The following is a 14,855-nucleotide window of genomic DNA, read 5'->3' on the forward strand; positions in this document are numbered from 1 at the left end:
TAACTTTTAAACATCATGGCAACAGTAAACGTTTATTTAACATTTAATGGAAACTGCAGAGAAGCATTTGATTTCTATAAATCGGTTTTCGGAGGAGAATACCCTTATATCGGGACTTTTGGAGAAATGCCTCCAATGGAAGGCAAAGAAACCTCTGAAGAAGATAAAAATAAAATCATGCATGTGGCGCTTCCTATTTCTAAAGAAACAGTACTGATGGGAAGCGATACCGGTGGGGAATGGGCTTCAAACTTTAAAGAAGGAAACAATTTTTCCATTTCTATCAATGCAGAATCCAAAGAAGAAGCCGATAAGTTATTCAATGGGCTTTCTGCAGGCGGACAGGTAACAATGCCAATGGCAGATACTTTCTGGGGAGCATATTTCGGAATGTTCACGGATCAGTTCGGAATCAACTGGATGGTCAACTATGATGACCCTGCTAAAATGCAGCAGCATCCATAAAATTATATTCTGTATTTGAATACAACAATATACCGGCAGTCACATTGCCGGTTTTTTATTGAACAATAATTGGCATTCCAAAAATTTTTAAATTTGAACAGACAGAGACTTACGATCTGTTCGTTAAAAATTAAATAGATGAAATTCAGACTTGAAGACATTAAAACAGAACATCAAAAGGTAAAGAGCGGTGCAGATTTCCCTCCCTATATCCAGGCCATAAAAAGGTTAGGCGTTTCCCACTATATCACTTACGTATCCGATGGGCATACCGAATATTTCGATACAGACCACCAGTCGATACAAACCGGAAGCCAATATCAGAACATCACCGTTTCAGAAAATATAAACCTTGAAAATTTTAAAAGGAGATTACAACTTCATCAGCAGGGAGGAACTGATTATATGACGTTTTGTAATGACTGTGCAGAGTATGGAGTGGAAGGCTGGAAAATGGACCTGAACGCCATGACCTGTGCTTACTTCAGTGAAAATAATGATGAAATCCTGGTAGAACGAATTCCGGGCTAAACTTACCGCTTATTTGAAAGTGTCAGATTTAAAGGGATTTAATCTAAAGTGTATGTAAATATTGTTTGTTATTATTGATTTAAATTATTAGTTTTGTTAAAACGATAGATAATAGTAATTGATAAATATGAGAAAGGTTTTTACGAAGTTGGCATTCACTATATTAGGATTGGGCTCGGTATTTACATGGGCACAGAAAAGTGACCTTGGAGCGTGGTATATGTATTTTGGAAATAATAAGATCAGCAAAAAGCTGAATTTCCATAATGAGATCCAGTACAGAAACTTTGATGGAGTCGGAAATCTGGAACAGCTTTTAATCCGTACGGGAATTGGATATGACCTTACTGAGAATAACAATAATGTTTTGTTGGGATATGGTTTTATTTTAAGCCAGCCTTATGTAAACGGAGAGAAAAAAGAAAATATAGAACACAGGATTTTCCAGCAGTTTATTACAAAACAGAAGTTTGGACGTTTCAATCTTCAGCACCGTTACCGTTTGGAAGAACGTTTTCTGGAAGAAGACTTTAGAATGAGATTCCGTTATATGCTGGGAGTAACGATACCGATTACCCAAAAAGAAATGCTGCCGAAAACCCTTTATGCTTCTGTATATAATGAAATATTCCTCCACTTCAATAATCCTGTGTTCGATAGAAACAGGGTTTACGGAGCCTTAGGATATGTCATCAATAAGAATATGAGGATAGAAGCGGGCTATATGAACCAGATCCAGGAAAACAGAAACCGTGGACAGATTCAGATCGGTTTTTATAATAATATCCCGTTTACGAAAAATTAGTAATGACCCGATGATGCTGAATGCCTGATGAAAAAAAGTCATTATTGTAAGTAGATTAATTAACACAAAAAAAAGCATATATGCATTCAGGAAAAAGATTTGGAACCCTCGAGTTCATTATTTGGACAAGGCGCAGTATTTACGTTTTAACCTTATTGTCAGCCGTTCCCACCTTACTGTATTTTTTAGGATGGAAATTTCTGTATGTTCCATGGCAGCCTATAGCAATCATGGGAACAGCAGTCGCTTTTATTGTAGGATTTAAAAATAATGCGAGTTATAGCAGGCTTTGGGAAGCGAGGCAGATTTATGGAGCTATCATTAATGACAGCCGTAGTTTTGGATATATTCTAAGAGATGCGCTCTCTTCAAAAAACCCCCATCAAGTAAAAGAGATGTTTCTTCGTCATTATGCCTGGCTTACGGCTTTAAGATTTCAGCTTCGTGAACCGAGAGCCTGGGAAAATATGAACACCGTACAGTTTGATGAATATTCAAGGAAATATGATGTTCCTGAGAAACTTTCCAAACTGGAGGATGAGCTGAAAAACTATCTTTCGGAAACGGAACTTCAATATATTGTAAGCAAAAAAAACAGAGCCACCCAATTGATGGCCAGCCAAAGCAAAGAACTCTCCGAAGCTTATGAAAAAGGAGAAATTAACGACTTTCAGTGGACGCAGATCAACCAACAGTTGGTAAAGTTTACAGATAGCCAGGGGAAAGCAGAAAGAATTAAAAATTTTCCTTATCCACGGAATTTTTCATCCATTACCACTTATCTCTTGCTGTTATTCATTGTTTTCGTTCCCTTTGGATTACTGAAAGAGTTTGATAAATTAGGAGAAGGAACAACGCTGGAAGGATGGACAGTATGGTTTAATATTCCATTCTCATTATTGGTGACATGGTGTTTCCATACTTTAGACAGTGTAGGGGAAGCTTCTGTAAATCCTTTTGAAGGAAGCCCTAATGATGTACCCATTACGCAGATCAGCCGTACCATTGAAATTGATATGAGAGATATGCTGGATGAATCTGACCTTCCGCCGGCAATTCTCCCGAAAAATAATATTGTACTCTAGGATATCCGGATTAAACGATGGGTAAAAGGTTGAAAGTTTCTCTTCTTTTCGGAGGTTGAAGATCTGTGAGATGGATAGAAACTTTTTATTGAGTTAACAAAATAACACTTAAAAAAACTAAATCAAAATGATTCACAGTTATGTTATTATATCTATTGCAGTACTGCTCTCTGTAATGATATTAGTAATGATTGGGCAGAAGCTGAAAGTGGCTTATCCTATTTTCCTTGTGATTGCAGGGCTGTTAATAAGCCTTGTTCCGGGAATGCCGCGTATCGAGATAGAACCCGATCTTGTTTTTCTTATATTTCTGCCTCCTATCTTATTTGAAGCTGCATGGTTTACCTCGTGGCAGGATTTTCATAAATGGAGAAAGCAGATCTTTTCTATGGCTTTCGGGCTTGTATTTTTAACATCCATAGTGGTGGCTTATCTTTCATCCTCTATTATTCCGGGGCTTACAGTGGCTATGGGATTCCTGTTGGGAGGAGTAAACTCACCACCTGATGCAGTAGCCGCTACTTCTGTATTGAAGCATATGAAAATCCCGAAAAAGATAACCAGCATCCTGGAAGGGGAGAGTCTTATTAATGATGCCTCCAGTTTAATTGTATTTAAGTTTGCCTTAGCGGCAGTTATTTCAGGGCAGTTTATCTGGAGAGATGCCGTGCAGGATTTCTTTACCATGGCCATCGGTGGGATCGCTATGGGAGTGGCTATAGGTTTTCTGTTTGGAGCCTTACTGAGAATGATACCTACCAATTCTAATATAGATACCGTTATTACACTTATTGTTCCTTACATCATGTATGTAGGAGCAGAGCATTTCCATTTTTCAGGAGTCCTTTCGGTAGTTGCCGGAGGATTGCTAATGTCTTATAATTCGCATTGCTACCTGAGTCATACTTCACGAATCCAGTCCGGAAATGTCTGGAGTGTGCTGATATTTTTAATGAATACGATCATCTTTATCCTGATCGGCCTTGAGTTGCCTATTGTTGTGGAAGGGTTGACAGATTATACATTCTCAGAAGGAATTTTCTATAGTGTGGTCATTGGAGGAGCGATTATCGGAACAAGAATACTGTACAGTTACGCTTTGATGTATTTTCCAAGGCTTTGTTCAAAAGAATTGAGATTAAAAGCCCCAAAACCGGACTGGCGGGAACCTTTTATCATCAGTTTTGCCGCCATGAGAGGAGTGGTTTCATTAGCTGCAGCACTTTCTATTCCTGCCTTTCTTCCCAATGGAGAGGCATTCCCGCACCGGAATATTATTTTATTCGTAACTTTCGTTATTATATTGATCACATTGGTGGGACAGGGATTATTATTATCGCCCATTCTGAAATTGTTAAATATAAAAGATGCAGGAAGTGAACTGCCTGAAGAAAAACAGGAAGTGATTTTGATGCGTAAACTAAAGGAAACCGCGCTGCATACCTTAGATAATGATTTTTCTGATCTGGCGGAGAGAAACAGCTTGGTAAGACACCAAAAACATAAACTTGAAAATGAAATGATGCTGATGGCCGATAAAGCTCAGTGTATGGCTTCTACAGGTGATTATGTGACGGCAATCAACGAAAATAAAGATGTGTTGCGCCAGGTGATCCAGGCTCAGAGAAATGAGCTTCACAGAATGAAGAAGGAAAAAATATTTGATGACCATGTGATGAGGGCTATTGAAATGCAGCTGGATTTTGATGAAGCAAAAATTACAGGGTTTGCACACTGATCATTGTACACCTTCTGACATTAATCTTAACCTCAGTTAATTTAATATGAATACACCCATCGTTGTCCAATATAAGATAAATGCTCCGGCGGAAAAGGTCTGGAAGGCCTTGACGGATAAACACGAAATGAAATCCTGGTATTTCAATATTCCGGATTTTGAACCGGAAGTAGGAAAGATATTTAATTTTTATGAACCCGGAGATGCTAAAAAATATCACCATCAATGTGAGATCTTAGAGATTGTTCCTTCTCAAATATTGAAATATAGCTGGGCTTATCCCGATTTTTTACCACTGAAAACCGTGGTAACATGGGAAGTGTTTTCCGAACACAACGCAACAGTGGTTACATTGGTTCATGAGGGTATTGAGAGTTTCGATAATTTGGGTGAAGGTTTTTCAAGAAAAAGCTTTACGGAAGGCTGGAATATGATTATTGGAGAAAGTTTAAAAGGATATTTAGAAAATTAAAACGATGATCGACTTATTTTTATTTACCACTGAGGATGCTTCAGAATTAATTTCAAAAGTAAAAGATGAAAGAATGCTTCTTCAGTTTGCCGGTCCTGCCTATCACTTTCCTTTAACTGAAAAACAGTTGGAAGCCGATCTTCTGGATGAAAACAGGACCTTATTTAAAATAACGGATGGAGACCACCATACCATCGGACATGCACAGATCTGTTTAAAAGAAAATACGTTCCTGTTGGGAAGAATTTTAATTTGGGATGAAAATAACAGAGGAAAAGGCTATGGCAAAAAAGTAGTACAAAAACTGCTCAAATATGGGTTCAGTCATTTCGATAAAGAAACCGCTGAACTTAATGTATATGACTGGAATACAGGAGCTATTGAATGCTACCGGAAAGTAGGTTTCGGGATTGATCCGGAAACTAAAAGTGAAGTGAATATAGATGGTGAAACATGGCTGTCTATTAATATGAAAATCAATAAAACAAATTTTGAATTACAGGAATCATGACAGAATTTAAAGCACTGCGCCCTATGTTGTGGACAGAAAATATGGATGATACCATCGGTTTTTATATGCATATCCTGGGCTTTACATTAATGGGCAGAAATGATGAATGGCAATGGGCTTCGCTTCGTAAAGATGAAGTATATATTATGGTTTCCCAACCCAATAAACATGAGAAAAACCATGGGATAGGTTTTACAGGCTCATTTTATTTTAATGTAAATAATGTGGATGAACTTTGGGAAGAACTTAATGCAAAAGCAGAAATCTGCTATGAAATAGAAACTTTTGAATGGGGAATGAGGGAATTTGCAATCTATGACAATAACGGGTATATATTACAATTTGGTGAAGCTGTGGATAATGTTGGCAATACGGAATAAAATTTGCTATTTTTGGAGAAATATTTAGAATATCAATGAAAAAAAATATAATAGCAGGTTTCGCAGCGATTTTATTATTGGCATCTTGTAATAAGGATAAGGAGATCCTTAATACACTAAGCAACTATAATAATTCTATGGAAGCAAAAGGATATCACTTCGGTGATAAACTTCAACTTCCAAAAGAGGTGACGGAGAATGCAGAAAGTGTTACCATAAGCTTTGGAGATAAAGAAACAACCAATCTTGTTGTAGATCCGAAATTTTTCACATTGGGAGATAATGCTGTTACTTTCAATATTAAAACAAAAGGAGGGGAAGTACTCAATCAGGATGCTACCATCAATGTATTTGCAAAAACTCCTGAAAAAAATATTGCCTATCAGATTATCGCAGAATATCCTCACGATCCTAAGAATTTTGTTCAGGGCTTTCAGATTGAAGGAAATACAATTTATGAAAGTGACGGGCAGAACGGATCCTCACAGATTCTGAAATATACGTTGGGAACCACTACACCACTTGCTTCTACAAAGCAGGCTCCGGAAGATTTTTCTGAAGGTAGTACCATTGTAGGAGATAAAGTATATCAGTTGACATGGCAGAGCAAAAAAGGATATATCTATGATAAAAATTCTTTAAAACTGCTTTCAGAATTTGCATATCCAAACCTGTTTGGAGAAGGATGGGGATTAACCTATGACGGGAAAAACCTTATCGCATCAGACGGAAGTAAACTTTTATACTTCCTTGATCCGGCTAACCCTTCAAAACTGATTAAGTATATTGCGGTGGCAGGAAGTTCCCAGGCATATGATCAGCTTAATGAGCTTGAATATCATAACGGATTTATCTATGCCAACGTGTGGCAAAAGCCTATCATTCTAAAGATCAACCCGGCTACCGGAGAAGTGGTGGGAACATTTGATTTTACAGATATTGCAAAACAGAATACCAAAGGAAGTGATGATGTATTGAACGGAATTGCTTTTAAAGGAGGAAATATGCTGGTAACAGGTAAAAACTGGCCGAAAATTTATGAAGTTCAGGTGAAATAATTTCACAGATAAAGTATAAAAATAGCGTTCCCATGGAGCGCTATTTTTATGTAAGGACTAAAATTTAGTATTTTTGAAAAATGATAAGACGAAATATAATAACCGGCCTTGCAGCAGTTCTTCTGCTGGTATCTTGTAATAATAATGAAAAAATGCTTGATTCCCTGGCTGATTATAATAATGCAAAGGAGGCAGAAGGGTATCATTTTGGAGATAAGCTGGACCTTCCGAAAAAAGTGACAGATAATGCAGAAAGTATCAGCATAAGCTTTGGAGATAAAGAAACAGCCAATCTTACAGTAGATCCTCAGTTTTTTGAATTAGGAGACAATAAAGTGGTTTTTGTAATTAAAACTAAAAATGGAGAAACCCTGAGCCAGGATGCTACCATTAATGTTTTTGCTAAAAATCCCGAACAAAATATTTCGTATACCATAATAGCAGATTATCCGCATGATCCTACTTTCTTTGTGGAAGGATTTTTGGCAGAAGGCAATACCATATATGAAAGTGATGGACTGAAAGGAGCTTCCCAGCTGATAAAATATACACTGGGTTCTGCAACTCCGGCAATGGTGAAAAAACAACCCGCCGATATTTTTTCTGAAGGCTGTGCGGTGGTTGGAGACAAGATTTACCAGTTGACCTATCAAAGTAAAATTGGTTTTGTTTACCATAAAAATACATTGGAAAAAATTTCAGAATTTCCTCTACCCAATATTATCGGAGAAGGCTGGGGGCTAACTTATGACGGAAAAAACCTCATCGCTACCGATGGTTCAAAGAATCTTTACTTTTTGGATGTCGGTAATCCTTCCAAAGTGGTAAAAACGGTTTCCGTAGCAGGAAAAACGGAGACGTACGAAAAATTAAATGAATTGGAATACCACAACGGCTTTATTTATGCAAATGTCTGGTTTAAACCTTTTGTTCTGAAAATAAATCCTGAAACAGGAGAAGCTGTCGGAAAATTTGATTTTACCCAAATAACCAAAGAAAATAATCAGGGGAATGATGACAATGTGTTAAACGGAATTGCTTTTAAGGGTGAAAATATGTTAGTGACAGGAAAAAACTGGGCTAAAATCTATGAGGTTGCTATAAAATAAATGACCATTGAAAACTTAATTTCAGTTTACAGAAAAAGTATGTAAATTGCCGGCATTCCAACAAGGAGGATTATCTTTAATACCATACAATTTGAAGCTAATATATTTATTATTGATTTTCGTTTTCTGCTCATCCGCAGCGCAGAAAGTTTTTCCTTTGGATACCCTGAAGCTGAAGGAGGCTAAAGATATGCTTGCGGATGATTATGGAAATCTGTATATCTATAAAAGTAAAGACTTCAGTTTTACCAAATATGATTCGTTAGGGAAGCAGCTTGGGAAATTGATGTTTACTGTTCCTTATAAAGTACAAAATGTTCAGAATCCACTGAACGTTCCTTTATTTTCAGAAAATGCCCAGGAAATGAAATTTGTTGATCAGAATATGAATGAGATCCAGCGGATTGATTTTAAGCAGAAATTTGGATTTATAAGAATGGTGTACGCTGAAGATCAGCAGCAGTTATGGCTTTTAGATGACAGTACAAAACGGCTGATACAGTATAATTTCAGAAATGATACAACCATCAACTCTTATCCTTTTGATATCAGTTTTGAGGATCTTACGGATATGCTGGTCTATGAAAATAAAATCTACATTTTAACAAGGAATCACGTTAGAATTTACACGCCAAAGTTTGAGAAAATTTTTGAAGTTCCCCTCGTAAACGGGAAAAGATTCAGGAGAGAAAATGATACTATTTTGGTGATCACCAATAATTCTATTTTAAAATATATTCCTGAAAAAGGGATGACTACTGTTTTTGAAGATCCGGAAGCACAAATTGTGGATAAAAATATCCTTTCTTATTTTGAAATCAAGGGGAACAAACTTTATCTTTACAGCTTTGAAAAAGTAAGCAAACCCGAACAGGAAAAACAGCCGGAATCTCAACCGGAAATTATTCAGGAACCTACAGGACAATCGGTAGAAAGCACTGAAAAAACAGCAGATGAGACCCTGCCGGAAGTGAAATCTTCAGACCATACCTTAGAGAAATTGTTAGAAGATATTTCAGCAGTTCAGACTGAAGGGGTAGAAAAACTTATCAATTAATAAGCAAATACAAAGGAAAAATATGCATATTGCAGTTACAGGAAACATTGGAGCGGGAAAAACAACCCTAACCACAATGCTTTCCAAGCATTACGGATGGGATGCACAATTTGAAGACGTAGATCATAATCCTTATCTGGAAGATTTTTATTCGGATATGAGCAAATGGAGCTTTGCACTGCAGGTGTACTTCCTGGGAAGCAGATTCCGTCAGGTAAAGGAGATCAGAGAAAGTGGGAAGAATATTATTCAGGATCGTACCATTTATGAAGATGCTCACATTTTTGCAGAAAACCTGAATGATATGAAACTCCTTTCCGACAGAGATTTCAGTAACTATTCATCTGTTTTTGATTTAATGAAGAGTTTTGTGTCTGCACCGGACCTGTTAATTTATTTAAAATCTGATGTGCCCAATCTTGTAAAGAAAATTTACAAAAGAGGACGTGAATACGAAGCATCTATCAGTATAGAATATCTTTCAAAGCTTAATCAGAAGTATGAAAAATGGATCTCCAATTATACAGAAGGTAAGTTGCTGATTATTGAAGTGGATGACCTGGATTTTGTAGAAAAACCGGAAGATTTTGGACTTATTCTGGAAAAAATTGAAGCCGAATTACATGGGCTGTTTTAACAAATATTTACCAGACTATTAAGAGAAGATCAGTCAGATTCTTGCTAAATTTGTAAGAAAGCAAGTTTTAATTTTAAAACAATAGAAGATGGTAGTTAAGGTTTTACATAACGGGAACTGTTCGAAATCAAATGCTGTATTAGAGTATCTTGATGAAAATGGGGTAGCTTTTGAAATTATCAATATTGTTGAAGATCCATTGAGTGTGATGGAGATAAAAACAGTATTGAAAAAACTGAATCAAAGTGTTTTTCATATTATCCGTAAAACAGAAAAGCTGTATATCGAAAATTATGCAGATAAAAACCTTTCTCAAGAAGAATGGATCAAAATCTTATCTGAAAATCCATCCCTGATACAAAGACCTATTCTGGTGAAAGGCTCTGTAGCCATGTTGGGTAGACCTATAGACAATGTGAAGTTCTTTATTGAGAAATAAAATAATAAATAAAGACCAAATACAAAGAGGCTGTTTCATCTGAAGCAGCCTCTTTTCTGTTTATAAATGATTTGTGTGTCTTACTGACGTTCGCTGGTTTCTCTTCAAATAAGAAGTAATAGGCAATTTTAAACACTCCATTTGTTCTGTAAGAATCTAAATATTATTTTTAAAGCTTGCGATTGAGATCCCTCCGGGATGACAAGAGAATGAATATAGTTTTGGCAGTAGAGTAAAATATTCCGGGATAATTTACTTACTAAAAAGTTATCCCTGAATGGTAGTATAAATAAACCCGGCTGGTCTATGGATAGGCCAGCCGGGTTTATAACCACAAATGTATTTTGTAGCTGAAATTTTTTATAGTAGAATAACGCCTTCTATCTTGGCTACTTCCTGATAAATTGTTACCACCTGATCAGCATCCAAAACAAATGCACTGATATTACAGGCTGTGTATTTTCCATTTTTACTTTCACGGTTTCCCAAGGTAAATTTAATACCATCAAAAACCTTATATATTTCAGTAAGCTTTGCCTGGTCTGTAGGGATAATAAATTTAAATAAATAATCCTCTGGAAAATCATGATGATCCTCCAGTTTTTCCTTTAAAGATTTGTAAAAATCCTCAGGACTTGCGTGTTGATTTCCTTGTAATATATCCATCTGCAATTATTAATATAGTATAAATATAACGAAATCTCCCTTATTTTCCAAATGGTCCCAACAGGGCTTTGGAGTTCTGGTTCTCGTAGTCTTCAATAATGTTGAATATTCCATTCACAAGCTGTTCAGAAGCAAGCTGGCTCAGCCCGCCTGCATTTACAGTGTTGCTGTTGCCTCCTAAAAGGTTCCCCAGAAAGTTGCTCCCTGATAAAGCCGTGTTGATGGTTTTAACGATTCCGTATTCGTTCAGTTTTTCGTCTACTTTTGGAGCAATAGCCGCAACAAGCTGCTGAGATGTTTTTTCTTTTAGGATTTGTGTAGCTGTTGTTCCCTGGATGATCCTTGTTACATCCTGTGCATTTAGACTGTTAACGGCGCCCTGTAAGATCGGTTTTGAGGTGTTTACAGTATAGGCGGCAGCCTGGGCAATGAAATCTCTTTCCTTAGCCACCAATGACGGTGCAACCTTTTCAAGGATGGAATTCATGTCTCTGAGCTCTTTTGGAAGGGCTTTATCCACCATATTATTCTGTAGGAAGGCCTCCTTATTTGCATAAACACCCATTCCTTTGTCTATTCCGTTGAGAAGCATCTTTTTGATAATGGAAAGTCCCATATCAGAGGTAGCCAGCGTTGTACAGGATTGTACAGTAGTAGTAATAACTGCTCCGGTTCCAATAATGAAAGCGGCTGCAACAATATATTTTTTCATTGATCCTTTTTCTAGGTTTTTCAAAAACTGCACCAAAGGTAGATACTATTATCTATTTAACAAAATATTAAATTCAGCACCGTCATTTGGTGAATTATATTGTAAAAACATTGTTTTTACAATTAATAATATGATGATAAATTGATAAATATTCTGATCTTAAATTCATAAAATTAAACTGTTCGTCTGTTTCTGTGTAAAATTATGTAATTTTTTTTCAATTTTTAAGATAAATTAACATTGTTCATTTTTTTTTATATTTTTGGCTAATGTCTTTTTTTGAGAAATTGAATTGCTGTCAAATAGGGACATTTCACAAAATTTGATTGTACGAATAAAATTGAAACTATATGAAACAAGGTAATTTAAAGTATTCATGCCTTATTGCTGTTTTATACTTTGGTATGAACGTGGATGCGCAGGTTACACAAGATTCTGCTAAAGTCCAGAAAATAGATGAGGTCGTAATGATTGGATATGGTAGCCGTAAAAAGGTAGATAATACAACATCCATCAGTTCTATCAGTGCCGAAGAAGTAACAAAAACTAAAGTTTTAAATGCCTCGCAGGCTATTCAGGGTAAAGCTGCCGGGGTACAGATTACAGCTTCGGATATGCCGGGATCTACACCTTCTGTATTAATCAGAGGTCTGGGAACGGTAACAGGAGGACGGTCGCCACTTTATGTAGTTGATGGTATGTTTTTAGAGAATATTAATAATATCAACTCTAATGATATCCTTACCTATGATATCCTGAAAGATGCAGCAGCCCTGGCCATCTATGGTAACAGAGCCGCTAATGGGGTAATCATTATTACCACAAAAAGCGGAAAAGGAAAACTGAGTGTTTCCTATGACGGGTTAATGGGGATAAGAACTCCATTGAAAACAGTAAAAATGGCCAATGCTTCAGAATTTGCCACTTATAATAATGCAGCCTTAGGGGTTAACAGATTTTCTACAGACCAGCCGGTAAATACAGACTGGTTTAAAGAAATTACAAGAACAGGAGTGTATAATCAGCATAACCTTTCTATTTCAGGATCCTCAGAAGCCGTAAAATATTTCTTTAGTTTAAGTAACTATGACGAACAGTCGATTCTGAGAGGTACAGATTATAACCGTGCCACCATCAGATCCAACAACGAGTTTAAAATTGCTAAAGGGATTACGTTACAGCAAAATTTCAGTGTAGCTTTTACAAAAACTACCCCGAAACCTTTTAATGCTTTTACAACAGCATATAAACAGTCTCCGATGGTCCCTGTTTACTATCCGTCAGGACAGTTTGGAATGCCTTACGTAAACACTTCCACAGGTCTTGTAGATTATACAGGAAATAAATTTAATGATGTAACCAACCCGGTAAGCCAGCTGTTGCTGAATAATGAGCAAAATAAAAATACATTATTGCAGGGAGGGTTAAAATTGGATATTGATATCCTTAAAGGACTGAAGTTTACTTCTCAGTTTAATGGAGAGTATTCTAATTATAAAGCCTATAATTTCAGAGATGAAGTGGCAATATGGCTTGCAGAAGATCCTACAAGGACGGCAGCAGGTTTCTCCAATAGCAATCCATACAATACCCTGGAAAATACAAGAGAAGATTATTACAACTGGTCTTTAACAAATTATTTAACTTATAATAAAAAATTCGGGGTTCATGATCTTGAAGCCACAATTGGTACGGAAACAACCGTAAGAAACGGTATCGATCAGCTGATTGTAAAGAGAAAGAACTTACTTTTAAATGATCAGAACTACTGGAACATTAAGGACACGAACTATGTAAATAATGTTCAGACCCTTAATTCTGTAAAATACGATAGAAATACTACGGTTTCTTATTTTGCCAGAGCACAGTATAAATTGATGAATCGTTATTTGCTGAGTGCTACGGTAAGACGCGACGGATCTTCACAGTTTGCCGCAGGACAAAAATGGGGAACTTTCCCATCATTTGGAGCCGGTTGGATCATTTCTGAAGAAGATTTCATGAAAGACAGCCTCTTTGATCTTTTAAAACTGAGAGGAGGCTGGGGTAAATTAGGAAACCAAAGAGTTCCTCTGAACTATCTTCCCCTAAACTCAGGTACCCCTTATAATTATGGATATGGAAATGCAAATCCTGTAAGTAACGGAATCACCGTAAACAAAGGTTTTGACCCTGTTTTAGGATGGGAGGTTACCGAAGAATCTTCTGCAGGATTGGATTTTGGATTGTTCAACAAAAGACTGACAGGTAGCATTGATGCTTATAACAGAGAAACAAATAACCTTATTTTAGGAATTACCAATTATACAACTTCCGGTCAGTCAGAAACTTATTATTCTCACGTAGGTGCAGTAAGAAACAGAGGGATGGAATTCTCCCTGAACTGGGCTGATAAAGTAGGAGACGACTGGTCATACTCTCTTGGAGCCAATTATTCCTTCAATCAAAACCAGCTTACCAGAGTGGATACTCAAAAGAATATTGCTCAGTTGAGTGGTGGAGATCTGGGTAACGGGCAGTGGGTAAAACTATTTAACGGTTCTACAGTTGGACATGCGTTGGGAAGTTTCTATTTATGGGAGTATGATGGAGTAGATGCCAGTGGAAATATGAAATATAAAGACCTTAACGGAAACGGGGTTACAGGAAGTGCTGACGCCGAAGACAGAAAGTATTTCGATTCTTATATTCCAAAATCTACCCTGGGGATCAATGTATCCTTAAGCTATAAAAACTGGGATTTTGCGGCCAATGGATATGGAGCGTTCGGATTTAAAGTATACAACGGTAAGAAAGCGCAGAGAGGAAACAGTATTAATGTTGAATCTTCAGTAGCACAGGATTACTGGAGCCCTTCTAACCCTAATTCATACAACCCTAAACCTTATACAGATAATCCTATTGCTTCTACCTATTTCTTAGAAGACGGAGATTATTTCAGAATTAATAATATATCAATCGGATATACCGTAAAAGATATTGTAGACTACGTAAGGTCTATAAAGTTTTATGTAAGTGCTATCAACCCGGTAGTATGGCAGAAATATTCGGGGTATTCAACAGAATTGTCAGGATATAACCCTACTGATGCAAAAACAGAGGGAGATCCTTATAAAATGGCAGGGGTAGAATTGAATGCATACCCTACGTTAAGATCTTTTGTATTCGGTGTAAACATAAACTTTTAAAA

General features: G+C 36.7%; 16 protein-coding genes. 14 read left to right on the top strand and 2 right to left on the bottom strand.

Translation table 11 applies throughout. The annotated features are described in order from the left end of the window. Positions 1 to 15 precede the first annotated feature (15 nt). The 13 genes from MP478_RS02030 (at position 16) to MP478_RS02090 (ending at position 10,287) form a co-directional block, all read left to right on the top strand. On the top strand, positions 16 to 465 hold the full coding sequence (locus tag MP478_RS02030) for a VOC family protein (RefSeq protein ID WP_257189219.1): 450 nt from the start codon (positions 16 to 18) through the stop codon (positions 463 to 465). A gap of 138 nt (positions 466 to 603) precedes the next feature. Beyond that, positions 604 to 996: a DUF1398 domain-containing protein gene (locus MP478_RS02035; protein WP_257199440.1), complete on the top strand. Its 393-nt coding sequence runs from the start codon at positions 604 to 606 to the stop codon at positions 994 to 996. A 127-nt stretch (positions 997 to 1,123) separates the two neighbouring features. After that, positions 1,124 to 1,801, top strand: coding sequence for a DUF2490 domain-containing protein (locus MP478_RS02040; protein ID WP_257189217.1), 678 nt, complete (start codon positions 1,124 to 1,126; stop codon positions 1,799 to 1,801). Positions 1,802 to 1,881: 80 nt separating this feature from the next. Next, a complete protein-coding gene (locus MP478_RS02045; RefSeq protein WP_257199441.1) occupies positions 1,882 to 2,886 on the top strand; it encodes a bestrophin family protein in 1,005 nt (334 codons plus the stop codon). A gap of 127 nt (positions 2,887 to 3,013) precedes the next feature. Next, on the top strand, positions 3,014 to 4,624 hold the full coding sequence (locus MP478_RS02050; RefSeq protein WP_257189215.1) for a Na+/H+ antiporter: 1,611 nt from the start codon (positions 3,014 to 3,016) through the stop codon (positions 4,622 to 4,624). 46 nt (positions 4,625 to 4,670) lie between these two features. Further along, positions 4,671 to 5,096: an SRPBCC domain-containing protein gene (locus MP478_RS02055; protein WP_257189214.1), complete on the top strand. Its 426-nt coding sequence runs from the start codon at positions 4,671 to 4,673 to the stop codon at positions 5,094 to 5,096. Positions 5,097 to 5,100: 4 nt separating this feature from the next. Beyond that, on the top strand, positions 5,101 to 5,607 hold the full coding sequence (locus MP478_RS02060) for a GNAT family N-acetyltransferase (protein ID WP_257199442.1): 507 nt from the start codon (positions 5,101 to 5,103) through the stop codon (positions 5,605 to 5,607). Then, entirely contained in the window at positions 5,604 to 5,987 is a 384-nt protein-coding gene (locus MP478_RS02065) for a VOC family protein (RefSeq protein WP_230036206.1), read from the top strand. Before MP478_RS02060 ends, MP478_RS02065 begins: the two co-directional genes overlap by 4 nt. 35 nt (positions 5,988 to 6,022) lie before the next feature. Then, a complete protein-coding gene (locus MP478_RS02070; RefSeq protein ID WP_257199443.1) occupies positions 6,023 to 7,045 on the top strand; it encodes a glutaminyl-peptide cyclotransferase in 1,023 nt (340 codons plus the stop codon). A gap of 83 nt (positions 7,046 to 7,128) precedes the next feature. Continuing rightward, a complete protein-coding gene (locus MP478_RS02075) occupies positions 7,129 to 8,154 on the top strand; it encodes a glutaminyl-peptide cyclotransferase (protein WP_257199561.1) in 1,026 nt (341 codons plus the stop codon). A gap of 91 nt (positions 8,155 to 8,245) precedes the next feature. Beyond that, a complete protein-coding gene (locus MP478_RS02080; RefSeq protein WP_257189212.1) occupies positions 8,246 to 9,211 on the top strand; it encodes a hypothetical protein in 966 nt (321 codons plus the stop codon). A gap of 22 nt (positions 9,212 to 9,233) precedes the next feature. Continuing rightward, positions 9,234 to 9,848, top strand: coding sequence for a deoxynucleoside kinase (locus tag MP478_RS02085; RefSeq protein ID WP_230036212.1), 615 nt, complete (start codon positions 9,234 to 9,236; stop codon positions 9,846 to 9,848). Positions 9,849 to 9,936: 88 nt separating this feature from the next. After that, positions 9,937 to 10,287 carry an ArsC/Spx/MgsR family protein gene (locus MP478_RS02090; protein WP_257199444.1) on the top strand — a complete coding sequence of 117 codons (351 nt, stop codon included), beginning with the start codon at positions 9,937 to 9,939 and terminating at the stop codon, positions 10,285 to 10,287. 360 nt (positions 10,288 to 10,647) lie between these two features. Here MP478_RS02090 and MP478_RS02095 read toward each other — a convergent pair whose 3' ends face one another. Beyond that, a complete protein-coding gene (locus MP478_RS02095; protein WP_230036216.1) occupies positions 10,648 to 10,953 on the bottom strand; it encodes a DUF493 family protein in 306 nt (101 codons plus the stop codon). Positions 10,954 to 10,993: 40 nt separating this feature from the next. Continuing rightward, complete coding sequence (locus tag MP478_RS02100) at positions 10,994 to 11,665, bottom strand: DUF4197 family protein (RefSeq protein WP_257189211.1); 672 nt, start codon at positions 11,663 to 11,665, stop codon at positions 10,994 to 10,996. Positions 11,666 to 12,015: 350 nt separating this feature from the next. Here MP478_RS02100 and MP478_RS02105 point away from each other — a divergent pair, with 350 nt between their 5' ends. Further along, entirely contained in the window at positions 12,016 to 14,853 is a 2,838-nt protein-coding gene (locus MP478_RS02105) for a SusC/RagA family TonB-linked outer membrane protein (RefSeq protein WP_257199445.1), read from the top strand. Positions 14,854 to 14,855 lie beyond the last annotated feature (2 nt).

This window comes from Chryseobacterium sp. WG14 (genome assembly GCF_024586945.1).
Taxonomy (GTDB): domain Bacteria; phylum Bacteroidota; class Bacteroidia; order Flavobacteriales; family Weeksellaceae; genus Chryseobacterium.

What these genes read in the sequence shown, in the direction of transcription:
- MP478_RS02030 (WP_257189219.1), top strand. Translation starts at nt 16, where the DNA reads ATGGCAACAGTAAACGTTTATTTAACATTTAATGGAAACTGCAGAGAA.
- MP478_RS02050 (WP_257189215.1), top strand. Translation starts at nt 3,014, where the DNA reads ATGATTCACAGTTATGTTATTATATCTATTGCAGTACTGCTCTCTGTA.
- MP478_RS02060 (WP_257199442.1), top strand. Translation starts at nt 5,101, where the DNA reads ATGATCGACTTATTTTTATTTACCACTGAGGATGCTTCAGAATTAATT.
- MP478_RS02070 (WP_257199443.1), top strand. Translation starts at nt 6,023, where the DNA reads ATGAAAAAAAATATAATAGCAGGTTTCGCAGCGATTTTATTATTGGCA.
- MP478_RS02055 (WP_257189214.1), top strand. Translation starts at nt 4,671, where the DNA reads ATGAATACACCCATCGTTGTCCAATATAAGATAAATGCTCCGGCGGAA.
- MP478_RS02040 (WP_257189217.1), top strand. Translation starts at nt 1,124, where the DNA reads ATGAGAAAGGTTTTTACGAAGTTGGCATTCACTATATTAGGATTGGGC.
- MP478_RS02100 (WP_257189211.1), bottom strand. Translation starts at nt 11,665, where the DNA reads ATGAAAAAATATATTGTTGCAGCCGCTTTCATTATTGGAACCGGAGCA.
- MP478_RS02090 (WP_257199444.1), top strand. Translation starts at nt 9,937, where the DNA reads ATGGTAGTTAAGGTTTTACATAACGGGAACTGTTCGAAATCAAATGCT.
- MP478_RS02035 (WP_257199440.1), top strand. Translation starts at nt 604, where the DNA reads ATGAAATTCAGACTTGAAGACATTAAAACAGAACATCAAAAGGTAAAG.
- MP478_RS02045 (WP_257199441.1), top strand. Translation starts at nt 1,882, where the DNA reads ATGCATTCAGGAAAAAGATTTGGAACCCTCGAGTTCATTATTTGGACA.
- MP478_RS02065 (WP_230036206.1), top strand. Translation starts at nt 5,604, where the DNA reads ATGACAGAATTTAAAGCACTGCGCCCTATGTTGTGGACAGAAAATATG.
- MP478_RS02085 (WP_230036212.1), top strand. Translation starts at nt 9,234, where the DNA reads ATGCATATTGCAGTTACAGGAAACATTGGAGCGGGAAAAACAACCCTA.
- MP478_RS02095 (WP_230036216.1), bottom strand. Translation starts at nt 10,953, where the DNA reads ATGGATATATTACAAGGAAATCAACACGCAAGTCCTGAGGATTTTTAC.
- MP478_RS02105 (WP_257199445.1), top strand. Translation starts at nt 12,016, where the DNA reads ATGAAACAAGGTAATTTAAAGTATTCATGCCTTATTGCTGTTTTATAC.